The sequence below is a fragment of the Kitasatospora sp. GP30 genome (assembly GCF_029892145.1).
Lineage (GTDB): Bacteria > Actinomycetota > Actinomycetes > Streptomycetales > Streptomycetaceae > Kitasatospora > Kitasatospora acidiphila.
The window spans coordinates 21,146-45,756 of record NZ_JARZAH010000019.1; the positions used below are offsets into that span (position 1 = coordinate 21,146).

Sequence of the window (24,611 nt, forward strand, 5' to 3'; positions counted from 1 at the left end):
CCTGGAGACACCGGACATGACCCACGGCTTCGTCCAGCACATACCCGACGCCGAGTTGGAGCCCGAACCCCTCCCCCAGGACCAGATCCTCTCCGGCACCCCCGAGGTCTCCGGCAGGCTCCTCTGGGAGTCGCCCGACGGCCGGTGCCTGCGCGGGATCTGGCAGATCACGCCGGGCGTGGTCACGGACACCGAGGCGGACGAGCTCTTCGTGGTGATCAGCGGCCGCGCCACCATCGAGGTCGAGAACGGTCCCACCCTCCAGGTCGGCCCCGGCGACCTCGCCGTCCTGCGCGAGGGCGACCGGACCACCTGGACCGTGCACGAGACCCTGCGCAAGGCCTACGCGATCACGCTGCACCACTGAGAGGAGAACGCTGTGCGGATCACCATTGCCGGCGCGGGCATCGGCGGACTCGCCACCGCACTCAGCCTGCACGCGGCCGGGTTCGAGGACATCACCGTGCACGAGGCCTCCCGCCAGGTCCGGCCGCTCGGCGTCGGAATCAACCTCCTCCCGCATGCCGTGAGGGAGTTGACCGAGCTGGGCCTGGCCGGCCGACTGGCCGCGATCGCCGTCCCCACCGCCGAGCTGGCCTACTTCAACCGCTACGGGCAGGCGATCTGGTCCGAGCCGCGCGGGCTCGGCGCCGGCTACCGATGGCCGCAGTACTCGGTCCACCGGGGTGCGCTGCAGATGCTGCTGCTGGACGCCGTCCGCGAACGCCTCGGTGCGCACGCCGTCCGGACCGACAGCCGGATCACCGGCCTGCGCCACGGCTCCGACCTGTTGATCGGCGCAGACGGCATCCACTCCAGCGTCCGGGCCGCGCTCTTCCCCGGTGAAGGGGCACCGCCGTGGAACGGGCTCGTCCTGTGGCGGGGAACGACCTTCGGCGAGCCGTTCCTGACCGGCCGGTCCATGATCATGGCCGGCGACGGCACCCAGAAGTTCGTCGCCTACCCGATCGGTGACGGGCGGCAGATCAACTGGATAGCCGAGCGACCGTTGGGCGGGGAACCGCCGGAGCGCGGGAACTGGAACCGTCCCGCCGACCTGGCCGCCGTCGTCGGGCACTTCGCCGACTGGACGTTCGACTGGCTGGACGTGCCGGGAATGATCGCAGCAGCCGAGGCCGCCTACGAGTACCCGATGGTGGACCGCGACCCCCTCCCGCACTGGACCAGGGACGACGTCGTCCTGCTCGGCGACGCCGCACACGCCATGTACCCCGTCGGCTCCAACGGTGCCTCCCAGGCGATCATCGACGCCCGGGTGCTCGCCCACTCGCTCGCCACGACCGGCGGGACCGCCGCCTACGAGGAGATCCGCCGCCCCGCCACCACCGCACTCCAACTCGCCAACCGGCAGCAGGGGCCCGAGGTGGTCATGCGGCTCGCCCATGAACGGGCCCCCGGCGGCTTCGACGACATCGAGCAGGTCGTCCCCCTCGCGGAGCGCACCGCGATCGCCGCCGCGTACAAGCGCCTCGCCGGCTTCGACCCGGCCCTGCTCAACGGGCGCGCCTCCTGGAGCGTGCGGTGAACCTGGAGAGCCTGGCCACGTTCGACGTACGACTCGACCCGATCCTCGACCTCGGCGACTCGCACTGGGGCCGCCGCCGGGTGATCAACATCATCGGCGGCACCTTCGAGGGACCGCGCCTCGCCGGAGTGGTCCTGCCGGGCGGAGCGGACTGGCAGGTCCTGCACCCCGACGGCACGGCCAGCATCGACGCCCGCCACACGCTGCGCACCCACGACGGCGCGTACCTCTACCTCACCACCAGCGGCGTCCGCCACGGCCCGCCCGAGGTCCTGCGGCGCCTCGCGGCGGGTGAGGAGGTGGATCCGGCCGAGTACTACTTCAGGCTCTTCTGCCGCTTCGAGACGGGTGACGACCGCTACCGCTGGCTCAACCGGACCCTCGCCGTCGCCACGGGCGCCCGCACCGCCGAGGCCGTCCGCTACGCGGCGTTCACGATCACCTGAGGGGCGCGCAATGCGACTGGACGCCGTTGCGGGGTGCATAGGATCGTCGGCATGGCACTGCGACCTGTGATGGTGAACATCAAGGCTCTCGATCACTCGGCGGTCGGCCGGTTCTGGGCGCAGGCGCTCGGCTGGACTGCTCACAGCCCCGGCGTGACCACCTACGTCAGCCCCGAGGCCGCCCTCGTCTGGCCGGACCCGGTCGCCGTCGGCATCGACGTCGTTCCCGTCCCGGAACCCAAGACATCGACGAAGAACCGAGTGCACCTCGATCTCGCCACCACCTCTGCGGCCCATCAGGCGGAGTTGGTCGCGCGCCTCCTGGTTCTCGGTGCGACGCCCGTCGACGTGGGCCAGGGCGAAGTGCCGTGGACGGTCCTCGCCGACCCGGAGGGCAACGAGTTCTGCGTGCTGGAGCCCCGGGAGGTCTACCGGGACACCGGGCCGATCGCCGCGGTGGTGGTCGACTGCGCGGATCCGCGGGCCATGGCCCGGTTCTGGGGCGAGGCGGTGGACTGGACCCTGCACGAGGTGACCGACGACAGTGCGGTGTTCCGCTCCGCCCGGGGTGTCGGCCCGTACCTCGAGTTCCTCCGCACGCCCGACGTGAAGACCGTGCCGGACCGCGTCCATCTCGACCTGCTGCCGTACCCCGGTGACGACGCGGCGGCGGAGGTCGCCAGGCTGCGGGCCCTGGGCGCCACCGACCTCGACCTCGGCCAGGGTGACGCCCCGTGGACCTGCCTGGCCGACCCGGAGGGCCACGAGTTCTGCGTCCTCGCCCTGCCCTGACTGCCCTGCCCTGGAGCGCGGTCCCAGCACCTCCGCCGGCCTACCCGACGTGGACGCGCGGGCGCTGGGAGCGGTCCGGCTCCGCCTCGCGCAGCACCTCACGGGTGACCGGGGCGACCTCGCCCTGGCCGAACAGGAAGAAGCCCAGCAGGTGGGCGAACGGGCTGCCCTCGGTCCACTCGAAGTAGATGTGCGGAAGCTGCCCGGTGCGGTCCCGGATGGTCAGCAGCAGGGCCGCCAGCGCGTTCGGGACGCTGGCGCTCTCCAGCGACAGCAGCCGGTAGCGGCCGTACAGGACCTCGCCGTGCACGGTCAGCACCGACTCGAACTCCGACGGGTCGCGGACGATCACCTCGACGAAGACCAGGTCGGCCTCGGCCGGGATGTCGTGGTGGGCCTGGATCTCCCGTTTCTTCTCCTGGTACTCCGCCAGGTCACGGTTGTGCGGCTCGTTGGCGATCAGCCGGATCGGCCGGTGGATGTAGTCCCGGACGAACCGCTCGGCGGTATCGTCCAGCACCACGTCGGTGACCCGCAGTTCGAAGGCCCGCATGATCCGGGACAGGAAGGAGACCAGCATGATGCCGGCGATGAAGCAGGCACCGATCTTCACACCGTCCGGACGTTCGGAGATGTTCACACCCGTCGTGTAGACGAACACCGCCGCGATGACGGCGAAACCGATGGTCCCCCGGCGCTGCCCGGCCTTGTGGGCGGCGATGGTGACGGCGATGGCGGCGGAGGAGATCAGCACCAGCACACCGGTCGCGTACGCGCCGCCCTGGGCGTCCACGCTCGCGTTGAAGATCCACGTCACCAGGAACGCGATCAGCGTCAGCACGATCACCATCGGCCGTACCGCCCGCGCCCAGTGCGGCGCCATGCCGTACCGGGGCAGGTAGCGCGGCAGCAGGTTGAGCATGCCGGCCATCGCCGAGGCGCCCGCGAACCAGAGGATCGCGATGGTCGACAGGTCGTAGACGCTGCCGAAGGTGCTGCCCAGATTCTGGTGAGCGAGGTAGGCCAGGGCACGGCCGTTGGCCTCCCCGCCCGGCTCGAACGCGGCCTTGGGGATCAGCACCGTCGTGATGAAGCTCGTGGTGATCAGGAACGCGCTCATGATCAGCGCGGCGGTGGTGAGCAGCTTGCGCGCTCCCCGGATCCGGCCGACGGGTCGCTCCTCGGTGTCCTCGGGGTCGCCCTCGATGTGCGGCATCACGGCGACGCCGGTCTCGAAGCCGGACAGGCCGAGCGCCAGCTTCGGGAAGATGAGCAGCGACACGCCGATCATCGCGATCACGTTGCCGTGCTCGGCGGTGAGCGCGCTGGACCAGTCGGTGACCAGGGCCGGGGCCTTCAGCACATGCCAGATCCCGTTCACCACGACGACGACGTTGAGCGCGAGGTAGACCGCGACCAGGACCACCGCCAGGCCGATCGCCTCGCTGAACCCCTTGAGGAAGACCGCGCCGAGCAGCGCGACCAGCAGCAGAGTGATCGTCACCTGCTTGCCGGACAGGCTGCTGTGCAGATGCGGGTTCTCCACCAGGTGCGCGGTCGCGTCGGCCGCCGACAGGGTGATGGTGATCATGAAGTCCGTGACCGCGAAGCCCAGCAGCGCCAGCACGAACAGCTTCCCCTGCCAGAACGACAGCAGCCGTTCCAGCATCGCGATCGAACCCTCACCGTGCGGGCTCTCCTGTGCCACCCGCCGGTAGACCGGCAGCGCGCCGAACAGCGTCACGGCCACCAGCACGATGGTCGCGACCGGCGAGAGCAGCCCGGCCGCGAGCGCCGCGATGCCGGGCTGGTAGCCGAGCGTGGAGAAGTAGTCCAGACCGGTCAGGCACATGACCCGCCACCAGCGCTGGCCCTTCTCCTGGACCGGCGCCTCCGCATGCGGGCCCTGGTACTGCTTGGCCTGGTCGGACAGGCCCTCCAGCAGCCAGGCCCGGAACCTCACCCCGCGCGTCGACGCAGCCGCACCCGACGAACTCACCCTGCCCCCTGTCCACGTCCGCATGTCGGCGGCACCGACCGGTATCAGGCCGAAAGGCTATGCGACCGGCCCCGCCACCGTCGGTATCCGTTCGGCCGGTGTCGCCCTTTTGGGCCAGCCCTCCTCTGGGCCGGCCGTCTTTTGGGCCGGCCATCGGCATCCGGCAGACCGGCAAGCTGACGCCCGCTACCCCTTCAGCGCGTCCATCGTGTTCTTCAGGGCGTCGTCCAGGACCACCGCCTTCGTGGCGTCCTGCGTGGCCGAGCAGATGGTCGCCGACATGGTGATCTGCAGGTTGCTGTCCTGAACGATCACCTCGTACTTCCAGCACCCGTGCGTGGCTTCGAGGGAGTGCTCGTACTCCACGGCCTGCTCGCCCAGCGGGACGCCCGGCCGGCTTCCCGAGTCGGACCGGCCCTTGATGGCTGAGCTGTACGCCCCCCGGGCGGTGGCGCGGTCCGCGGCGACGGTCGCGGAGATCTGGACGGTGGTGCCGCTGCCGCCGTACGTGGTCGTGCAGAGTGCCGTGTCCCCCTCCGGGCCCAGGTTGGAGACGGTGCCCGGTGACGGCGAGGCGGCGAGCTGGCCGAGGGCCTGCTGGAGGGTATCGGTGTCGACGTGCGGGCACAGGTCGGCCACCGGCTTGTACTGGCCCTGGGGACCGTTGCTCGCGCTGGGCGCCGAGGCGGGCGGCGACACGGTCGAGTAGTCGATCGGTCCGGACCGGGGCTTGCCGTCTTGGGAGTTGAGGACCACGGCGGTGATCGCCGCACCGACCACCACGACCACCGCGACGGCCGCCGCGGCCATCAGGCCCGGCCCCCTGCCCGGGCGCTTAGGCGGTGCGGCCACCGGGGGCGTCCACACGGGCGGGGTGCCTACCGGAGGGGCTTCGATGGGCGGGGCGCCTGCGGGCGGGGTGCCGATGACGCGGGTCGGCGTGACGGGCGGGGGCGACCCGGCCGGGGTGGGTTCCGATGCGGCCGGGGCAGGCGGCACGGCCCGGGCAGGCGGCACGGCCGGAGCAGGCGGCACGGCCGGAGCAGGCGGCGCCACGGGCACGTCCCGTGCCGTGGCCGCCCGCGGCACCTCCCGCACGGTGGCGGGGTGCGGCGGCGGCGCGGCGGGCTCCGGCGCCGCGTCCAGGTTGAGCAACTCGACGGTGCGGCGGCTGATCTGGGCCATCACCGGCGCCGGGAGCCAGTCGGCGGTGAGCAGCCCGGCGGCGCCGCCCGGTGCGAGCTGCGCGGCGATCTGCTGCGGGGTCGGGCGGTTCGCTGGGTCCTTGGCCAGGCAGGCTTCCGCGAGCATCCGCAGCTCACCCGTCAGCGAGCCGAGCTCCGGCTCGCCGTGGGCGACTTGGTAGAGCAGCGAGGCGGCGCTGTTCGCCTGGAACGGCCCCCGGCCGGTGGCCGCGTGGGCGAGCACCGCGCCGAGTTGGAAGACGTCGGAGGCCGGGGTGAGCGGCCCGGCCAGCACCTGCTCGGGCGACATGTAGCCGGGCGAACCGATGACCTCGCCGCTGCCGGTGAGCGACGAGGTCGCGGAACCGTCGATCGCGCGCGCGATCCCGAAGTCGATCAGCACCGGGCCGTGCGGTGACAGCATCACATTGGACGGCTTGATGTCACGGTGGATCAGCCCGAGCCCGTGCACCGCGACCAGCGCCTCTGCGAGCCCCGCCACCAGCGCCCGCACGCCGTGCTCGGGCAGCGGGCCGAACTCCGCCACCGCCTGTGACAGCGCGGGCCCCGCGACGTACCCGGTGGCGACCCAGGGCTCGGCCGAATCGGTGTCGGCGTCGATCACCGGCGCCGTCCAGGTGCCCCCGACCCGGCGCGCCGCGGCCACCTCACGGCGAAACCGCGCCAGGAACTCCGGGTCCCTGGCCAGGTCCGGCCGGATCACCTTGACCGCGACCGTCCGGCCCCCGGCGGTGCGGCCGAGGTACACACAGCCCATGCCGCCCTCGCCGAGCCGCCCGAGCAGTCGGTACGAACCGATGACCGACGGATCCCCTGCCACCAACGGCCGCATGCCTGCCACCAAACTCTCCCCCGAGGGTCGTTGCCGAGCAGACTCTATCGGGGCCCGGTCCGTCAGCTGCCGCTCGGTGTCGCGCACTCCGGGTGGCCCCAGCTGCTGCCCACCTTGGTGATCGTGTCGCCCTTCGCGTAGGAGCGGGTGCAGGGGCAGGTGCCGGGGTAACGGGCGGCCAGGGTCCGCGAGCCGCCCGAGGAGGCGCGCTTGGCCGCCGTTCCCGATGCGGGCGCCGTCTTCGACGTGGACGCCTTTCCCGACGCGGAGCGGGCGGCGCGCGGGGCGATGCTCGACACCGGGTCCGGCACCGGGAGGTTCTCCGCGGTGCCGGCGGCGTCCTCCTGGGTGCGGGCGGCGTCGCTGGCGGCCTTGTCGGCGATGGCGTTCAGCGGGTCGCCGTTCGCCTGGTGGGCGGGAACGTACACGAAGGTGACGTCCCGTCCCTCCAGCAGCGCGTCGATGCTCTGGATCAGCTCCTGGTTGGCCACCGGCTTGCCCGCGGCGGTCTTCCAGCCGTTGCGCTTCCAACCCACCAGCCACTTGGTCACCGCGTCACGGGTGTAGGTGCTGTCGAGCCGCACCTCCAGCGGCAGCGCGGGATCCGTCGCGCTCAGCAGCTGCCGCAACGCCGTCAACTCGCCGATGTTGTTGGTGCTGTGGCCGAGCGCCCCGGCCGCCCAGCGCTGCGGCACTCCCGCGCCGTTCGCCACCACGTAGGCCCAACCGGCCGGCCCCGGGTTGCCCTTGGCTGCTCCGTCACACGCGGCAATGACTCGTTCGCTCATGTACCGATCATGCCAGCCCGCGGCAGGTGCACCGCGCCGCCGGCCTCAGCCCTCCGGCAGCGGGGTGTCCCAGGTGAGCAGGCGCAGCAGGTCCTCGTCGACGTGCGAGGCGGGGTTCTCGGAGTCCCGAGGGGCGGGGTTCTCGGAGTCCCGAGGGGCGGGGTTCTCGGAGTCCCGGGGAGCGGCCGCGGCGGGGGTGCGGCTGGCGGTGAGCTGGGCGCTGACCGCCATGTTGCGTTCGGTGCGGGGCCTGCGGTGCAGCTCGTAGCGTGCCAGGGCGGCGTCGCGGGTGGGGGCGTCGCGTAGTGCCTTGGCCAGCACCACGGCGTCCTCCAGGGCCATCGAGGCGCCCTGGCCGGTGGCCGGGGAGGCCGCGTGGGCGGCGTCGCCGATCAGCACCGCACGGCCGGTGTGCCAGCGCAGGCCCGGGGTGAGGTGCAGGGCGTTGGTCACCATGAGCTCGTCACCCGTCCCCGCGACGATGTCGGCCGTCTCGGTGCGGTCGGGGCGGAGCAGCGGCAGCAGCCAGTCGCGCCACTGACCGGGTGTCGGATCCGCGGCCTCCTCGGCGGTCACCGGCAGCCCGGCCACTCGCGCGAACCAGAAGGTCTCACCACTCGGCGAGACCAGGTACCCGAAGGCGGCGGCGCTGCCGCGCACCATGGTGATCCGCTCCGGCACGGCGGACGGCGGCGGTGCCGCGGTGCTGTAGCCGTAGAAGACCCGCTGGCCGGCGTAGGACGGCCCGGCGTCGGACGGATCGAGCCACGACCGCACCGTGGAGCGCAGCCCGTCGGCTCCGATCAGCAGGTCGCCGGTGGCCGAACTGCCGTCCGCGAAGTGCGCGGTGATGTCGGTCGCGGTCTCGGTGACGGTGCGCAGGCGAGCCGCGTGCCGGATGGGGATCCCCCGCTCCTGCACCTCGGCCCGCAGCACGGTGCCCAACTCGGCACGGCGCAGGCAGCGGTAGCGGGTCAGCGGGTGGTCGGGCTCGCCGAGTGGCATGGCGGCCAGCTCGGTGCCGGACTCGTCGACGACGTTCATGCTGGTGATCGGGAAGCCGGCGCGGGCGACCGGTTCGGCGGCGTCGAACTGGGCCAGCGCGCGCATGCCGTTGCTGGCCAGGGTGAGGAAGGCGCCGATGTCCGCTCCCGTGTCGGGGTGCGCCTCGTAGACCGTGGCGTCGAGGCCGGCCTTGTGCAGCGCCAGGGCGGCCGCCGTCCCGGCGATGCCACCGCCGATGACCAGAATCCGCGTCAACTCACTCTCCCTCACCGTCGCTCCCCCGACACCCTACGGCAGCCCCGCGCTCAGCGGGCCCGGCGGTCCTCGGCGTCGAAACCGGCCAGGGCGCGGGCTCCGGGGGCCAGGGCTTGGCGCAGCGAGGTCCTGGTGGCGTCGGACAATCCGCCTACCGCTTCGGCGAGTTCGTCGGTGGCATCGTCCGCGATCTCCCCGGCCACGGCGGCCACCGGGGTGCGCGGGCCCAGTTTGCTCACGGCGGCGGCCGCGCGGGCGGGGGTGAGCAGCATCGCGGCCTGGAACAGCAGCCAGGCGGGGATCCCGGCGGCGCCCTGCGGCGGTGGCAGGTAGGGGCGGGCGCCCTGGAAGCGCTCGTCCTCGGCGAAGGCCTGCTGCTTCACCTTGCCCAGCGGACGCGGTCCGGCGCCCGTGGCTCCGGTCTCCTGCCAGGCGCCGGCGGGTTTGAGGACGTAGCCCTCGGCGAGGTTGTCCGGCAGCTCGGGCAGGCCCAGCAGGGCAGGGACCTTGCTGGGGAAGGTACTCGGCAGGTCCTGCAGCACGGTCAGCGTGCCTTGCCCCAACAGCGGCGGACAGCTGAGCCCGGCGGTGGCGGCGGCCTGCCGCAGCGTCCGGTCGCAGAGCCACCACCTGGCGCCGGCCGCACCGTTCGAGGTCCCGCCCTGCTCGACCTGCTCGCCCCGCTCGACCTGGTCAATCCGCTCGACCTGGTCGACCGAGGCGTCGAACGGCAGCCAGTGCAGGCCCGGCGCGTACCACACGCCGGTCTGCACCGGCTGGACTCCGGCCACGGCAGGCACCTCCGGGTGCGGGTAGTGCCCGCCGGCCAGTTCGCCGTAGACGGTCACCACCGCGCCGTCACCCCGGTCGGCCCGCACGGCCGCGGCGAACCGGGCCGCCGCCACGGAGAGCGCCGGCCAGATCCGGCTGACGCCGAAGAAGTCGTCCAGCGCGCCGTCGCCCAGCAGTTCGCGCCGCTTCGCCGGGCGGACCCCGGTGCCGTCGCAGACCACCGCGAAGTGCGCGCCGTGCACCTTCTCCACCGCGACCCACTCCCGCACCCCGGACGCGGAGAGCCGCCCCCGCGCGGAGATCTTGGGGTAGGGCAGCAACTCGGCGCTGCCGGACGTGGTTTCCGAGGTGGCACCGGGCCTGGCTTCGGGCATGTCCGGAATCATCGCCGCACGCCGTCAGCCGGGCAACGGAGTTACCTTCGGGCTCAGGAGACCAAGGGCTGCTCCTGGAGTTCGCTGAGGGTCACCGTGCACAGGCCGCCGCGCTCGGCCTTCACATCCGTCACCTGGAGCTGGGTGCCCGGCAGCAGGATGTACTCCTCCTCGCCCGTGAACGCCGAGAAGTTCTGGATGCCGGTGGCCCTCAGCGGCAGCACCTGGAAGAGGGTGCGCTTGCCGCGGCTGCCGAGGAAGGCCTGCGCCACGCCGAGCTTGGGCGTGCACGAGGAGACGCCCCACCAGGTCACGGTCTTGCCCACTGGGTACTGCGACCGCAGGTCCAGCCCCACCCCGCGCCACAACGGCTCGGAGCGGGCCGGGAGTTGTGACACCGCCGCGAACAGCAGCCGCAGGTACGGGAGGTACGGGGCGAGCCGGCTGCGGTCCGGGGAGCGCAGGATGGCGTTGATCTCCCGGTAGAACGCGGACTCGCAGGTGTAGAGGTAGAGGGCGGCGATCGCGTCGGCGGACAGGATGCCGGCCGCCTCGTCGGCGCGCCGCTTGCCGAACTCGTGCGACAGCGCGACGTGCCGGTCGAGGCCGCGCAGCAGCTTGGCGACGGGCTCCACCGCGTCGCGGAACTCCATCAGGGGGGTGTCGAACACGCCGGTGATCGCGGGGAGGACGAGCCCCTCGTCCTTGACGCCGGCGAGCCGGTCCAGGTAGAGCTGGTGCAGCTCCATCGTGTTGGCGATGAACGCGCCCATGCGGTCGGCGAGTTCGCTGTCGGCGCCGCCGGCTCCCGCCGCCGGGGTGTTCCACCCGACGCTCGGCAGCCAGTCGATCTCGTCGGCGCCCACCGACGCGAGGGCCTCGTTCACCACCTGGAAGTGCTCGCCGTCGCAGAAGATGTCGCCCTGCGCCGCGGGGTTGGGGTGGTCGATGTGCCGGACCTCGACCTCGGGGTACTTCTTCTCCAGCCGCTGCACCACCTTCTTCAGGGTGCGCGCGTGCGCACCCCACCATCCGAAGACCACACCGCGGTCCTCCTCGGCGGCGTTCTGCTTGGCCGCGAGGATCTCCTCCACGATCCGCTCGATGACCGGGCGCCAGAACGCGGTGTGCTGGTCGGGCCCCATCGCCCCGTCAGCGCTGGCGGTCAGTGCCGCGTTCAGCAGCAGCACACCCTGGGTGAGCATCGCCTGGAACCACTCCGGCGGCTGGACGGTGTCGTGCTCCTTCAGCAGCGCACGGATGTCGGCGATCGGGGTCTTCTTGGGGATGCCGTACTTCCACATCGCCGCGGCCTTGATGATGCAGCGGATGCTGACGACCCGGCCGAACTGGCTGTCCTTCCAGTCGTGGAAGGTGTTGTCGAACATGGCGATGCCGGTGGCGCTCTCCGGCCGCGGGTACGGGTTCTGGCCGAAGACGACGACCTTCCACTTGTGCGGCGCATGGGGCTTGAGCGCCTGGAAGGTCAGTTCGCGCACCGGCACGACGTCCGGGCCGCGGCCGGGGCCTATGAACGCGGCCGCGCCCGGCTGCGCTTCGAGGACCGGCTTCAGCAGCGGCAGCCACGGTTCACCGCCGCCCTTGAACAGCTCCGCCAGGGCCAGCGGGTCGTTCGGGTCGGACGTGGCGGGGACGGCGTTGTCGTCGCTCATGGCGGTGGCTCCGGAATGTCGGACGGTGACTCGTGAGGCCCCGTCAGTTCGCTGACGGGACCTCACAGTCATATCGCCCGGGACTGACAATCGAGGGCCCGGCCCCGCCCCTTGAGCTGCGTTGTCAGTGCGGACCGGTAGTTTCGTGGGCAGTGGAGGAACCACATTCCGACAAGGAGTGACGTATGACCGTGGATCGCGTGGTGTTGCCGCTCAAGGTGGTGCTGACCGACCTCAACTCGGCGGTGGTGGAGGCCTGGCGGGCGGCGTTCGCCGACACCCCCGGGATCGAGATCCGCAGCGGCTCGATCCTCACCGAGGAGGTCGACGCCTGGGTCAGCCCCACCAACTCCAAGGGCCGGATGGACGGCGGGGTCGACGCGGTGATCAAGCGTCACCTCGGCGCGGGCATCCAGCTGCGGGTGCAGAAGGCGATCCGCGACAGGTTCGCGGGCACGCTGCCGGTGGGGAGCGCGGTGTGCGTCCCGTCCGGCGCCGTCAACCCGAAGTTCCTGATCTCGGCGCCGACCATGGCGACTTCTTCACAGAACGTCAGTGAGACCCTCAATGTGGCGCTGGCCTGCGCCGCCGCGTTCCAGGCGATCCACCAGCAGAACCGCGCGAAGCCCGGCAGCATCCGGTCGGTGGCGCTGGTCGGCATGGGCGCCCAGACCGGCAAGGTGCCGGCGCGGGTGTGCGCCAACCTGATGTGGACGGGCTACACGCTCTTCAACGACTTCGACTTCGAGGACTACGACGAGCTGCGCGGCACCATCGTCGCGCAGCTGAACGACATCGAGAGCGCGCCGGTCGAGCAGCGGGTCCGAATAGCACCGCCCGCGCGTCGCTGAGCCGCGCGTTCGGCTCTCAGCCGGCGGCGGGCGCGCTGTCCTGTGCCGGGACAGCCGGGACAGCCGGGACAGCCGGGACAGCCGGAGCGTCCGGGGCCGCCGGGACAGCTGGAGCAACTGGGGCAACTGGGGCAGCTGGCGCGGCCGGAGCTGCTGGGGTGACCGGGGCAGCGGCCGGGTCGGCGCTGCGGGCCGCGGCGGCCTCGAAGAAGCGGAGGAGTTCCACCGGGAACGGGAGCACCAGGGTGGAGTTCTTCTCGGCCGCGACCTCGACCACGGTCTGGAGCAGGCGCAGCTGCATCGCCGCCGGGGTCTCGGCCATCTTGCCGGCGGCCTCGGCGAGCTTGGCGGCGGCCTGGAACTCACCGTCGGCGGTGATGATCCGGGCCCGGCGCTCCCGGTCGGCCTCGGCCTGCCGGGCCATCGAGCGCTTCATCGAGTCGGGCAGCGTGACGTCCTTGATCTCCACCCGGTCGATGTGCACGCCCCACCCGGTCGCCGGGGACTCCAGCATCAACTCCAGGCCGCGGTGCAGGTTCTCCCGGCCGGAGAGCAGGTCGTCGAGCTCGCTCTTGCCGATGATGGAACGCAAGGAGGTCTGCGCGACCTGGAGCATGGCGAAGGTGTAGTTCTGCACGTCGACGGTGGCCCTGATCGGCTCGACCACCCGGAAGTACAGGACGGCGTCCACGCGGACCGAGACGTTGTCCTTGGTGATGCCCTCCTGGGCGGGCACCGGCATGGTGACCACCTGGACGTTGACCTTGCGCATCCGGTCCAGGATGGGAATCAGCAGGGCGACGCCCGGCTGACGCACGTTGCCGCGCACCCGGCCGAGGCGGAACACCACACCGCGCTCGTACTGCTGGACCACCCGCACGCCCAGGACCAGCCAGAGAACCAGCAACACCACGATGATGACGACAGCGCCCACGTGCTCGACCTTCCCCGTTCTTGCCCGTTGGCGGCTCGCCACCCGGCCGGGCCCGGAGTGGCCCGGCCGCACGAGGGCGGCCGCGCCGGACAGTATGCGCCTGCGCAGCGGGCGCCGACAGCCCGGGGAGGCGGTCTTGACGGATCGTTATCGTTTCTCGTCGCGGCCGCACTCCCGCCGTGGCCGCGGGCGTCAGAACCCGGGCGCCTGTCGGTGGGTGCTGCTGTCGCCGAGGACGTCCGCGGGGCTGTGGATGACCCGGTCGACCAGGCCGTAGTCCACCGCCTGAGCAGCGGTGAACCAGCGGTCCCGATCGGAGTCCGCGTTGATCTGCGCCACGCTCTGACCGCTGTGCCTGGCGATCAGCTCGGCCAGCAGCTGCTTGTTGCGGAGCAGCCGCTCGGCCTGGACCCGGATGTCGCTCTCGGAGCCGCCCAGGCCGGCGGACGGCTGGTGCATCAGCACCTCGGCGTTGGGCAGCGCGTACCGCTTGCCCTTGGCACCCGCCGTGAGTATGAACTGGCCCATCGACGCGGCCATGCCGTTGACGATCGTCACCACGTCGTTCTTGATGTACTGCATGGTGTCGTAGACCGCCATGCCCGCGGTGACCGAGCCGCCCGGCGAGTTGATGTACAGGTAGATGTCCTTGTCCGACTCCGCGGCCAGGAGCAGCAGTTGGGCGACGATGCGGTTGGCGATGTCGTCGTCGACCTCCTGGCCGAGGAAGATGATGCGGTCTCCGAGGAGGCGGTTGAAGATGAGGTCGCCGGCTCCGTCATGTGCGGTCGTCATGAATCCACCTGTTCGTCAAGGCGAGTTGGTCGATGGGGTGGCGGCCCGTGCGGTCCGCACCGGAGCCGCCCCGCCACTCGCCCGACAGTAGCCGCCGACCGCTCCGGTTTCCGTCCGGCTCAGGGGGAATTCGCTGTCGGCGAGGCCTGTTCGCTGTGAGCATTGAGCACAGCGGCCGGCGCCGACAGCGGTCGGGACGGCCCGTCAGTCGAGTTCGAGGACGAGCTTCCCGGTGTTCTCGCCCCGGAACAGCATCTGCAGGGTCGCCGGGAAGTCGTCCACGGTCCCCTTGACCACGTGCTCCAGCACCTTGATGCGACCGGCGGCGATCCAGCCGCCGATCTCCCGGGCGGCCTCGGTGAAGCGCGGCGCGTAGTCGAAGATCACGAAGCCCTCCATCCTGGCGCGCGCGACCAGCAGGGCGAGGTAGTTGGCAGGGCCCTGGACGCCGGTGGTGGTGTTGTACTGGCTGATGGCGCCGCAGATCACCACCCGGGCGTGCCTGGCCAGGTTGGCCAGGGCCGCGTCCAGGATCTCGCCGCCGACGTTGTCGAAGTACACGTCGATGCCGTCCGGCGCGTGGGTGCGCAGGGCCTTGCGGACGTTCTCCGTGCGGTAGTCGATCGCGGCGTCGAAGCCGAGTTCGCCGGTCAGCAGGGCGCACTTCTCGGCGCCGCCGGCGATGCCGATCACCCGGCAGCCCTTGGCCTTGGCGATCTGGCCGGCCATGCTGCCGACCGCCCCGGCGGCCCCGGAGACCACCACCGTGTCGCCGTCCTTGAGCGCCCCGACGTCCAGCAGCCCGAAGTAGGCCGTCAGGCCCGGCATGCCGAGGGCACCCAGGTAGGTCGAGGGCGAGGCGGCGGCCGGGTCGATCTTCAGGGCGCCCCGACCGTCGGAGACCACCCGCTCCTGCACGCCGAAGGCGCCGGTGGCCAGGTCGCCGACCTGGAAGTCCGGGTGCTCGGACTCGGTGACCTCGATGATCGAGGCCGCCCGCATCACCTCGCCGATGCCGACGGGCGGCAGGTAGGAGGGACGGTCGTCGAGCCAGCCGCGCATCGCCGGGTCCAGGGAGATGTAGCGGGTGCGGCCGGCGAACTGACCTGCGCCGGGGGCCGCGGCCGCCTCGGTGGCGTGCTCCCAGTCCTCGGGGCCGACGTCGCCCACGGGGCGGCGGGCGAGGCGGATCTGGCGGTTCACGGTGGACGACATGGCGCCTCCTGGGCGACTGGGCGGTGGGACCTCGGCGGGTCCCTGCGGGCCCGATTCTAAGCAAGCGCTTAGTCAGTGCGCCACGGGCCACCCGCGGAACCGTCGCGACCCACCAGCCCGGCCGTCGGCGGCGGGCGCCGGTGTTCAACTGTCCGAGACGGAACGGTTACGGGGAGCGGCGATTCCGATACCGTTCGCGCATGCGGATCGCCGTGCTCGTTCTTGACGATGTGTTTGACTCCGGACTGACGGCCGTCCTGGACGTGTTCAAGACCGCCAACAATCTCCGCGGCTGCATTCCCCAGCCCCCGCCGCCCTGGGATCTCACCAGGGTCGGCTTCACCAGCACGGTGCGCACCTCCTGCGGACTCCTGGTCGGCACGGAGCCGGTCGCCCGGGCGGCCGACTGCGACCTGCTGCTGGTCCCGGCCGTCTCCACGCCTTTCCCGCACGGTCTGGCGCCGTGGCTGGAGAGCGAGGGCACCGCCCGGGCGCGTGAGCTGGTGGCTCGGACCCGGGTCCGTGGCGCCCAGCTCGCCGGCGCCTGCACCAGTACCTTCCTGCTCGCCGACAGCGGCGTCCTGGACGGCCTGCGGGCCACCACCGCCTGGCAGTTGGCCCCCCTGTTCCGCGAGCGCTACCCGAAGGTGGCACTCGACGAACAGCGCATGGTCACCCACAGCGACGGCATCACGACGGCCGGCGCGGCCTTCAGCGCCGTGGACCTCGCCCTCTCCCTGGTCCGCCGCAGCAGCCCGAGCCTGAGTGACCTCGTCGCCGGGCGGCTCATCATCGAGGAGCGCCCCACCCAGGCCACCCACTCCATGCCCACCGCCCTCGCGGACCGGGACGCCACCACCGCCGCGTTCGAGGCCTGGGTCCGCTGCCACCTCAACCGGCCGGTGACCCTCACGGACGCCGCCCACGCCATCGGTGTCAGCAAGCGGACCCTGCAGCGCCGCACCCGGTCCGTCCTCGGCATCTCACCGGTGCGCTTCATCCAGGACCTGCGGATCGAGCAGGCCACCCACCTGCTCCGCAGCACCGACGAGCCCATCGACGTCATCGCCCGCCGGGTCGGCTACGAGACCGCCAGCACCCTGCGGATGCTGCTGCGCACCCGCACCGGCCGGACGGCGGGTCAGCTCCGCGGCCGGCGGCACGCCGGCTGAGCCGACCCGCGGCGGCCGCACCGGTCGAGGGTGGCCGCGGCATCCCGCGACCACCCTCCTCACCGATCGGTGTCACCTCACCCCTGAGGTCACCCGATCCGGACCACGCCGGCGGTGTCCATGTCCGTGGTCCCGCCGTTGACGGCCGGGTAGACCTGGAAGCGCAGCGTGGAGACCGGCTGCGGCGCGGTGTACGAGATCTGGAAGTACTGGTAGCCGGAGGCGGAGTTCACGTTGTAGGGGACGCAGGTGTTGGTGTTGGTGGCACCCAGTCCCCAGAGGCAGAACGACCCGCTCGCGCCCCCGGACTGCGAGGACAGCCACACCGACGCCGTGTACGACGCGCCGGCCCCGACGTTGACCGGGATGTCCTGGTAGACCGAGCCGCCACCGATGTTGGTGTTGAACGCCAGGTAGCCGGTGCCGTCATGGGCGGGTGCCGGAGCGCCGGCGGCCGTGTTGTAGTTGGCCCAGTTCACGATCCCGCCGGGCGGCACCAGTCGCTGCCAGCCGGTGGTGTTCTGCTCGAACGACCCTGCGGTCAGCATGTTGGGCGCGCTCATCACGCAGTTGTTGGCGCTGTTGCTCCACAGCGGCTGCATCGCGAAGGTTCCCGCCGAGGTGGTGACGGTGCCGAGGCCGGTCCAGGCGCACTTGTCGCCGATCTCGTTGTTGCCCGCGTCGTACCAGGCGTTGAGCAGCGGGTCGGTGATGGTCTCGGCCATCTCGTGGCCCTCGACGATGCTGACGCCGTCCAGGGCCGAGCCGGTGACCGAGCCCGCGCCGCAGTTCGAGCCGGCGTCGGACATGTACGGCAGGTCGGTGTAGGTCACGTTCGGCAGCCCGGCGATGGCGCCGTGGTACGCGCAGTACTGGGTGCCGAAGCCAGGGGTCGAGTGGCCGGTCGGGGTGGCCACCACGATCTCGACGTTCACCGAGTTGCCGGTGGCGAAGTGGAGAGCCGCGGCCCCCGCCTCGGCCTGGATCTGGGCGTCGCTCGGGCTGGCCGGGATCGCGGCCGGGTCCGACCAGGTGCCGGCCAGCACCGGCGACGAGCCGCCGCCGTACTGGTTGACGGTGGCCAGCCACGGGTTGCCGCCGATCGACGACAGGAACCGGTTCAGATAGGCCTGCTCACCGCTCGGGTCGGCTCCCCAGCCCCAGTAGTCCACGTAGATCTTCGGCGCGGACTGCACCGGGCCGCCGTGGTTGGACATCGCGCCGGTGATGACGGCCGGAGCCGCGTTCTGCGTCTTCGGCTTGAGCTGGTGCGGGTTGTGATGCGACGTCACCGTGCCCGCCGCCTCGGCCGACCCGGGCGCGGCGGCGAGCAGGCCTAACGCCGCGCAGAGCGTGACGGCGAAGGCGGCCCTCTTCTTGGGCATACCGATCTCCTTTGTTCTTCGGTGAGTTGACGTCCCGTCGGCTGCGGTCCGGCGGGGGTCGCCGGGCTTCTGGGCCCTGGAGGCCGCGTGCTGCGGCCCTGAAGGAAGCTACGGGTCGGGCGCGGCGGCGAGGAAGCTCCGAAGACGGCAGATCCGTTACCGTTCGTGCCACCCGGGCGCGGCGGGTCCTGGCGTCGCCGGGCCGGCTCTGGGAGCACGGTCCTGGTCGGCCGCCATTCTGCTCCCCTGCTCCCAGGCCCGTTCTCGTTCCTCGCTCCGACGATCCGCGCCGCCTGCGGTGGTGAGGTGGACATCGACAACCCGAGTACCAGGAGGAGTCGTTGTTCATGTTCGAGGTGTCGAAGCTGTCGAACCAGAAGCCCCGTGCCGCCCGTCGACGCGCGACGGTCCTGGCCGGCATCGCCCTGGCCGCCGCCGGGCTGCAAGCTCCCGCGGCACTGGCGGCCGCCCCCGACCCCGTCCAGCGGAGCGTCAACGGGCTGGTCCGCGACGACGGCGTGCCCGCCGCGCTGGCGGCCGTCACCGGCCGCGACGGCCGCAGCCGCGACTACACCGCCGGCGTCGGCGATCTGGCCACCGGGGCACGGGTGCCGCGCGACGGCCAGGTGCGGATCGGCAGCACCACCAAGGCGTTCACCGCCACCGTGATGCTCCAGCTCGTGGGCGAGGGGAAGGTCGGCCTCGACCAGCCGGTCGACACCTACCTGCCGGGCCTGCTCCGCGGCGACGGGATCGACGGCCGCCGCATCACGGTCCGCCAACTCCTCCAGCACACCAGCGGATTGCCCGAGTACCTGACGGCCATCGGCAACATCCTCGCCGACCCGCACCGCTTCTACGAACCCCGTGACCTCCTTGACCTCGCCCTCACACGGAAGGCCGACTTCGCCCCGGGCACGAAGTGGGAGTACTCCAACACCAACTACATCGTCGCGGGCCTGCTCATCGAGAAGGTCACCGGCCGGCCGCTGGGCGAGGAGATCACCACGCGGATCATCGACCGCCTCGGCCTGCGCCACACCTACGTGCCCGCCCCCGGGGAGCTGACGCTGCGTGGGCCCCACCCCGAGGGCTACCAGCGGGAGGCGAGCGACGGCCCCTGGCGTGACGTCACCGAGCTCGACCCGTCCGTCGCCTGGGCCGCGGGCGAGCTCGTCTCCACCAACAGCGACATCAACCACTTCTTCACCGCGCTCCTCTCGGGGAAGCTCCTGGCCCCGGCCGAACTCGCCCAGATGCGCACGACCGTCCCCGCCGACAAGCTCGGCCCCGGCACCCGCTACGGGCTCGGCCTGATGAGCCAGCCGCTGTCCTGCGGCGGCGTCTTCTGGGGCCACGGCGGCGACATCCCCGGCTACCACACGCGCGGCGGAGTCACCGACGACGGCCAGGCCGTCAGTGTCACCGTCACCACCATCCCGGATGCCGCGACCGTCCAGCACGTGGACACCGCGGTGGACACCGCACTGTGCCGGTGAACCGCTGACCGGGCGGCGGGAGCCGAAACCCGGCGGCGGACTGACCAATCGCTCTGTTACGGTCGAGGCGGCCGGCCGCGGGACTCCGGTGCGACTTCCGGAACCTGCCCTTACCGCAATGATTCGCAGTTCGTGCCTCCACCACCCCGGCCGGCCACCCCGGGAACGGAACACGCCAAGACCGTGCACAGGAAACAGTGATGGAGACTCACGAGGATCTGATCGCCGCCGACGACGTGCTGCTCTTCGTCAACGCCGCGATCACCGCCACCGGACAGCGCGAGTTCCACTCCGGTGACGCCGAGCAGCGCCTCTCGCTGGAGTTCCTGCACGCCTATCTGCTCGGCAACTACCGCGAGCTGTACGCGGCCACCCTTGCCCTGGACATCAACGATCACAACGCGGCGCTGATCGTCCGCAATCTGCTGACCACCGCCGCCGAGGCCACCGCCGAGCAGCGCCGCACCGAGGGCAGGCTGATCGCCCGGCGCCTCGCCCTGCTGCCCCCGCAGCGGGTCTACCGCCTGTTCGCCGCCCTCCGCCGGGCCCGGGTCAACAACCGCCGCACCCGCGCCATCACGCGCGACTGGCTGGCCGCCCGCCCCGACCCGGCGCTGGACGCCGTCAAGTACCGCAGCGGCTTGAAGGGCGCCTTGAAGCACGCCCATCTGCCGCCCCCGCACCAGGAGTTGGGCCCCTTTCTGTTCCGCGCCAAGCAGCCGGCGAGCTACCGGGAGCCGCTGCTCGACGCCTGGCGCCGCGCCCACTTCGAGCAGGCGGCGATCTACGAGCTGCCCTTCACCGTGGCGGAGGGCTTCGCCGCCAAGCACGGCATCGCGCGCGGCGCGTTCCTGGAGCGGATCGCACCGAACCTCACCCGGCTGGAGCGGCTGCGGCTCCAGGAGTCGGCCCGCGCGCTGGGCGCCGGTGCGGTGTCGGCCGAGCTGGACCGGATGCCCCTGACCCGGCTCGCCTCCTATGTGCTCGGCCTGCCGCTGGAGGAGCGCACCGCCCGCCGCGCCGAGCTCACCGCCGCGCTGACCGCCGCCGCCGAGCGTACGGCCGGTCCGCTGCGCGGCAGTTGGGGGCGGGTGGCGGCGGTGCTGGACGACAGCTTCTCCAGCTACGGATCCGGCCGGAAGCGCCGCCGCCCGCTGGCCGCCGCGCTGGCCTGCCACCACCTGCTCGCGGCGCTGGCCACCGAGTACCGCGCACACTGGACCTCCGGCCGCACCGACGCGCTGCTGCTGCACCCGAGCGGCCCGACCCCGCTCGGCCTGCGGATCCTGGACGCGCTGGACGCCGCCCCGGACCGGCTGCTGATCGTCTCGGACGGGTGGGACAACGCCCCGCCCGGCCTGGCCGCCGAGGTCCTGCGGATCTGGCGCACCCGCCTGGACCCGCACGGCCGCACCGCCGTGGTCCACCTCAACCCGGTGTACGACGCCGAGGACTTCGAGGTCCGCCGGCTGGCCCCCGGCGTCCCCACCGCCGGCCTGCGCGACGCCGAGGACCTGCCCGCCCTGGTCGAGCTGGCCCGCTTCGCCGAGGGCCGCACCGGCCTGCCCGAACTGCGCGCCCACCTGGCCGACCGGGTCGCGGCCTTCCTCACCGACGGGAACCCCGCATGACCCGCCTCACCCTCACCGGCCTCACCCCCGGCCCCGCCCAGGTCTGGGGCGCGGTACGCCTGGTCCCGCTGCTGCGCGAGCAGCCCATCACCGATCTGCGACTGCACCGCCGCCTCTTCCCCGGCCAGGAGCTCGGCGTGGCCCAACTGGGCGGCCGGTCCGAGTACTTCTCCTACGTGCCGCACGCCTTCGTCGCCGACTGGACCAACGACGGCAGTTCAGCCGCCGCCTACGGCACCCAACTGACCCCACCCAAGCCCGACTTGCCGTCCCTGGCGGCCATGCGGCTGCGGATGCACCGCCGGCTCGCCCGGCGCGAGGGCCCGGGCCGCCTGCGGTTCCTGCCCCAGCACCTCGCGCTGGAGGGCTACTTGGCGCTGCACTTCGGCGGCCCCACGATCGCCTGGACCGAGTGGTCCCAGCGGGCGATGCGGGGCGGCCTGTCGCCCCGCGCCGAGGAGGCCTACCTGGGCAGCGAGGTCCGCGGACTGGCCGACGCCCTGCGGGTCTTCGAGATCCACCCGGGCCAGTGCGGAATGCTGCTCTACCTGGCCGACGCGCTCGCCGCCGCCTTCGTCGTGCCGCACCCGGCCGACTACCGTGCTCTGCACCCCAGCCTGCTGCAGGACCTCTACGGCGAACTCGTCCACCACTACGCCACTTTGATGCCCCCGGTCACGGAGTTCCGGGCCCGCATCCCGGGCCCGGGCATCACCGGCCTGGCCGATCTGCGGGCCGCCGCCGAGCAGCAGGCGCAGCACTGGCGCACCGCACACGACGCCCTGCTCGCCGCCGGCCTGCTGGATGCCGAGTACACCGCCCACCGGGTCTACCGGATGGGCCCGTTCACCCTCAGCCGCCTGCTCCCGCCCCTGCTGCCCAAGCAGGAGAACCACATCGGCGAGACCATCACCGACGGCGATGGCCGGCTCGCCTACCTGAAGACCTTCCGCCTCTCCGAGAAGCTGGTCCGCCGCGCTCATCTGCTCAGCCGCCTGGCCGCGCACGACTGGCACCTGGAGCGCACCGCCGCCGACCTCGGCCTGACGCCGGCCCAACTGGGCCTGCGCCTGGAGTCGGCGGGCTTCGGCCTGCTGCTCCGCCAGGACATCCTGGACGGCTACCGCAAGGCCGCCCGCCAGGGGTAGCGGTCCGAACTCCTCGGACGGTTGACCCGCTGAGGAACGGTGACTCTCAGGGCCGCTCCGCGGCGTCGAGCGCGGCCCAGACCCCGTCCAGCCACTCGACGATCTCGCGCATCAGCACGTCGTCGAGGTTCGGTCGCAGCGCCGCGAAGTGGTAGGTGCGGCGGGCGGCGGCGGGCGGGCCGAGCACGGTGACGGCGTCGACGGGCCGGCCGTCCAGCCCGATCGGCCGGGACCGCTCGTCGAGGTCGATGTAGCCGGGTGTGAAGGTCTGCTGGCCGGGCGTGCGGTGCTGCCAGAGCCGGACCAGCCCGCGGTCGATGAGGTTGCGGTAGAGCGGCCGGATGTCGCGGGTGGCGTCGAACGAGTGCACCCTGCTGTCGAGCAGTACGTCCAGCGGCGCCCGCAGCGCGGTCTCGTCGCCGTGCAGCGTGAAGCGCCCGTTCTCCTCGTCGAACAGGACGACGGCGCGCGGCCCGGCCGAGACGTCCAGCACGCCGTGCTCGATGAGCGCACGGATCTTGGCCATCACCTCGGGCGCGGTGCCGCCGGAGAGCTTGTTCTGCAGGCGCCGGTGCTGGTCCTGGAACTGCCGGTGCGAGTCGGCGGTCAGCCCGCCCCCGTCCACCGCGTGGCTGATGACGGACCGCAGGTCGCGCCACACGCTGTCGATGCTCGCCTTGTACGGGTTGTCGGCGTTGCCCTGGTTGGCCCAGAGCAGGTCGCGGTCCAGGAAGTCCAGGTAGGCGGCCTTGAACTCGTGCTGGGTGGAGCCGGGCCGCAGCCGGACCGGGTGCAGCAGCGTCGCCCAGTCGAACCGGTTGGCGCTCGGCTCGGTGGACAGCCGCCACGGGGAGGTGGACGGCAGCGGCACCCTGGCCCGCTGCTCGGGGTCCACCTCGACGGTGTCGGCCAGGTCCGCGCCGAACACCACGGTCAGCCAGCGGGTCAGTGACTCGGCCGGATCCCAGCCGGGCACGGCCTTGGCCGCCTCGGTGAGCGACAGGCGGCCGGCCAGCACGTCCCGCAGTTTGCCGCCGAGCAGGGCGGCCACCCGCTCCACGCCGGGCAGCAGCCGGGTGACCTGGCCGGCACCGGCCGTCCCGTCGAGGAACTGCCGGTAGGCGTCGTCGACTTCGGCGGCGATCAGGTCGACGGCTGCCGGCCCGAAGAGCGTGCCGTAGTGCACGACGGCCATCTCCAGCACGATCAGCGGCATCACCTGCGACTCGAAGTCGAGTTGCGGGCGCCCGCCGTCCTCGGCCGGCCGGCCGCCGGCCGCGCGCAGCCGGTCGATCGCCTCGGTGGTCAGGAACCGCCCCGGGTGCGGCTGCTCCTTGCGGTTCAGCGGACGGGTGTGCGGGAGGAAGCCGGTCCAGCTGAATGCGTACACCGTGGCCGGCTCGGAGCCGCCGGCCTGGTAGCGGAGCCGGCCGCCCTCGCTTTCGAAGCGCCCGCCGCGGCCCTCGGTCAGATAGAGGATCTGGTCGATCGCGGTCAGTCCGAGGCCCGCGCAGCCGACCGTGCTGCCGGCCGCGAGGCTCTCCGCGGACAGCTGCGGCTGCAGCGGGTAGGCGCTCGGCACATAGCCGGCGCCGGTGCGCTGCGCGAAGGCGCGGTAGGCCTCCGGGCCGGGCTCGCCCGCGCAGTCGTTGCTGGAGTGTCCGGTGACCAGCAGCACCCGGTCGGCGGTGCAGTGCACTCCGGAGGTGGAGACCACGTCCAGCCGCCCGTCATCGGTGGCGGGCAGGTCGGTGACCTCCTCGGCGTGCAGGGTCACCGTGACCCCGGGCACCCTGGCCAGCTCGGCGACATAGCGGTCGAACATCTCCCGGAGCGCCTGGCCGTGTTGACGCCGCCTCGGGAACTCGCCGGGCTCCAGGTCGAAGGCCGCGTCACCGTTGGCCTGGAAGCGCTGCCGGCACCACTCGTGCAGGGTCGGGCGCTCCTCGGGGGGCCGGACCGGGGCGGCGCCGGCCACCGTGTGGTCGGCGGCGAAGGCGATCTGGGAGCCGGACCGGTTGAGGTAGCTGGTGTGCGGCTGCTCGGTGCTGTGCACCTGTCCGGCGCCGAACTCACCACCGAGCTCGTACACGTGGACGGCGAGTCGGCGGCCGTCCAGCCGGTCGATGGTGGCGGCGAGCCGTTCCAGCGCATAGGTCGCCCGGGGCCCACCGCCCACCAGGGCGAGACTGAACTCCTGGGAATCGTCGGACATCTGACCCTCCATCAAAACTGCCACCGCCGCACCACATCGAACAACCCTTCCCGACGGCG

Annotated in this window: 20 protein-coding genes; 9 read left to right on the forward strand and 11 right to left on the reverse strand. The window is 72.2% G+C overall.

Translation table 11 applies throughout. The features are described from left to right. The first annotated feature begins 16 nt into the window (after window positions 1-16). The 4 genes from P3T35_RS23970 to P3T35_RS23985 are packed head-to-tail and all read left to right on the forward strand — an operon-like array spanning window position 17 to window position 2,784. Window positions 17-367: a cupin domain-containing protein gene (locus P3T35_RS23970; protein WP_101384271.1), complete on the forward strand. Its 351-nt coding sequence runs from the start codon at window positions 17-19 to the stop codon at window positions 365-367. A 12-nt stretch (window positions 368-379) separates the two neighbouring features. Beyond that, complete coding sequence (locus P3T35_RS23975; protein ID WP_101384270.1) at window positions 380-1,546, forward strand: flavin-dependent oxidoreductase; 1,167 nt, start codon at window positions 380-382, stop codon at window positions 1,544-1,546. Continuing rightward, the gene (locus P3T35_RS23980) at window positions 1,543-1,992 is read left to right on the forward strand and encodes a DUF3237 domain-containing protein (RefSeq protein WP_280707667.1); all 450 of its coding nucleotides are present in this window, start codon (window positions 1,543-1,545) and stop codon (window positions 1,990-1,992) included. Before P3T35_RS23975 ends, P3T35_RS23980 begins: the two co-directional genes overlap by 4 nt. A gap of 51 nt (window positions 1,993-2,043) precedes the next feature. Then, a complete protein-coding gene (locus tag P3T35_RS23985; RefSeq protein ID WP_101384268.1) occupies window positions 2,044-2,784 on the forward strand; it encodes a VOC family protein in 741 nt (246 codons plus the stop codon). Between the two features lie 40 nt (window positions 2,785-2,824). Here P3T35_RS23985 and P3T35_RS23990 read toward each other — a convergent pair whose 3' ends face one another. From P3T35_RS23990 to P3T35_RS24015, 6 genes are all read right to left on the reverse strand, one after another. Then, the gene (locus tag P3T35_RS23990; RefSeq protein WP_180356798.1) at window positions 2,825-4,783 is read right to left on the reverse strand and encodes an APC family permease; all 1,959 of its coding nucleotides are present in this window, start codon (window positions 4,781-4,783) and stop codon (window positions 2,825-2,827) included. A gap of 186 nt (window positions 4,784-4,969) precedes the next feature. Then, window positions 4,970-6,820, reverse strand: coding sequence for a serine/threonine protein kinase (locus tag P3T35_RS23995; RefSeq protein ID WP_101384266.1), 1,851 nt, complete (start codon window positions 6,818-6,820; stop codon window positions 4,970-4,972). A gap of 62 nt (window positions 6,821-6,882) precedes the next feature. Then, window positions 6,883-7,608, reverse strand: coding sequence for a ribonuclease H (locus P3T35_RS24000; RefSeq protein WP_101384265.1), 726 nt, complete (start codon window positions 7,606-7,608; stop codon window positions 6,883-6,885). 45 nt (window positions 7,609-7,653) lie between these two features. Then, entirely contained in the window at window positions 7,654-8,868 is a 1,215-nt protein-coding gene (locus tag P3T35_RS24005) for an FAD-dependent oxidoreductase (RefSeq protein ID WP_101384264.1), read from the reverse strand. A 50-nt stretch (window positions 8,869-8,918) separates the two neighbouring features. Next, the gene (locus P3T35_RS24010) at window positions 8,919-10,034 is read right to left on the reverse strand and encodes an RNA ligase family protein (RefSeq protein ID WP_180356797.1); all 1,116 of its coding nucleotides are present in this window, start codon (window positions 10,032-10,034) and stop codon (window positions 8,919-8,921) included. Between the two features lie 53 nt (window positions 10,035-10,087). Then, a complete protein-coding gene (locus P3T35_RS24015) occupies window positions 10,088-11,707 on the reverse strand; it encodes an ADP-ribosyltransferase domain-containing protein (protein WP_101384262.1) in 1,620 nt (539 codons plus the stop codon). A gap of 185 nt (window positions 11,708-11,892) precedes the next feature. Between P3T35_RS24015 and P3T35_RS24020 the strand changes: the two genes are divergently transcribed. Next, window positions 11,893-12,558: a macro domain-containing protein gene (locus P3T35_RS24020; protein WP_101384261.1), complete on the forward strand. Its 666-nt coding sequence runs from the start codon at window positions 11,893-11,895 to the stop codon at window positions 12,556-12,558. 16 nt (window positions 12,559-12,574) lie between these two features. Here the strand turns inward: P3T35_RS24020 and P3T35_RS24025 are convergent, their stop codons facing one another. The 3 genes from P3T35_RS24025 to P3T35_RS24035 form a co-directional block, all read right to left on the reverse strand. Further along, window positions 12,575-13,492 (reverse strand): slipin family protein, encoded by a 918-nt coding sequence (locus P3T35_RS24025; RefSeq protein WP_101384260.1) that lies wholly within the window; start codon window positions 13,490-13,492, stop codon window positions 12,575-12,577. 192 nt (window positions 13,493-13,684) lie between these two features. Beyond that, a complete protein-coding gene (locus P3T35_RS24030) occupies window positions 13,685-14,287 on the reverse strand; it encodes an ATP-dependent Clp protease proteolytic subunit (protein WP_101384259.1) in 603 nt (200 codons plus the stop codon). Between the two features lie 204 nt (window positions 14,288-14,491). After that, window positions 14,492-15,502 carry an NADP-dependent oxidoreductase gene (locus P3T35_RS24035; protein WP_180356796.1) on the reverse strand — a complete coding sequence of 337 codons (1,011 nt, stop codon included), beginning with the start codon at window positions 15,500-15,502 and terminating at the stop codon, window positions 14,492-14,494. Window positions 15,503-15,702: 200 nt separating this feature from the next. Between P3T35_RS24035 and P3T35_RS24040 the strand changes: the two genes are divergently transcribed. Further along, a complete protein-coding gene (locus P3T35_RS24040) occupies window positions 15,703-16,674 on the forward strand; it encodes a helix-turn-helix domain-containing protein (protein ID WP_101384258.1) in 972 nt (323 codons plus the stop codon). Between the two features lie 89 nt (window positions 16,675-16,763). Here the strand turns inward: P3T35_RS24040 and P3T35_RS24045 are convergent, their stop codons facing one another. Continuing rightward, the gene (locus tag P3T35_RS24045) at window positions 16,764-18,059 is read right to left on the reverse strand and encodes a hypothetical protein (protein ID WP_101384257.1); all 1,296 of its coding nucleotides are present in this window, start codon (window positions 18,057-18,059) and stop codon (window positions 16,764-16,766) included. Between the two features lie 347 nt (window positions 18,060-18,406). On the opposite strand from P3T35_RS24045, the gene P3T35_RS24050 reads away from it, so the two are divergent. The 3 genes from P3T35_RS24050 (at window position 18,407) to P3T35_RS24060 (ending at window position 22,337) form a co-directional block, all read left to right on the forward strand. Next, entirely contained in the window at window positions 18,407-19,558 is a 1,152-nt protein-coding gene (locus P3T35_RS24050) for a serine hydrolase domain-containing protein (RefSeq protein WP_101384256.1), read from the forward strand. Between the two features lie 200 nt (window positions 19,559-19,758). After that, complete coding sequence (locus P3T35_RS24055; protein WP_101384255.1) at window positions 19,759-21,189, forward strand: hypothetical protein; 1,431 nt, start codon at window positions 19,759-19,761, stop codon at window positions 21,187-21,189. Further along, window positions 21,186-22,337: a hypothetical protein gene (locus P3T35_RS24060; RefSeq protein ID WP_101384254.1), complete on the forward strand. Its 1,152-nt coding sequence runs from the start codon at window positions 21,186-21,188 to the stop codon at window positions 22,335-22,337. The genes P3T35_RS24055 and P3T35_RS24060 overlap by 4 nt, the downstream gene beginning before the upstream one ends. Window positions 22,338-22,383: 46 nt before the next feature. Here P3T35_RS24060 and P3T35_RS24065 read toward each other — a convergent pair whose 3' ends face one another. Further along, a complete protein-coding gene (locus P3T35_RS24065; RefSeq protein ID WP_180356795.1) occupies window positions 22,384-24,552 on the reverse strand; it encodes an FAD/NAD(P)-binding protein in 2,169 nt (722 codons plus the stop codon). Window positions 24,553-24,611: the final 59 nt, after the last annotated feature.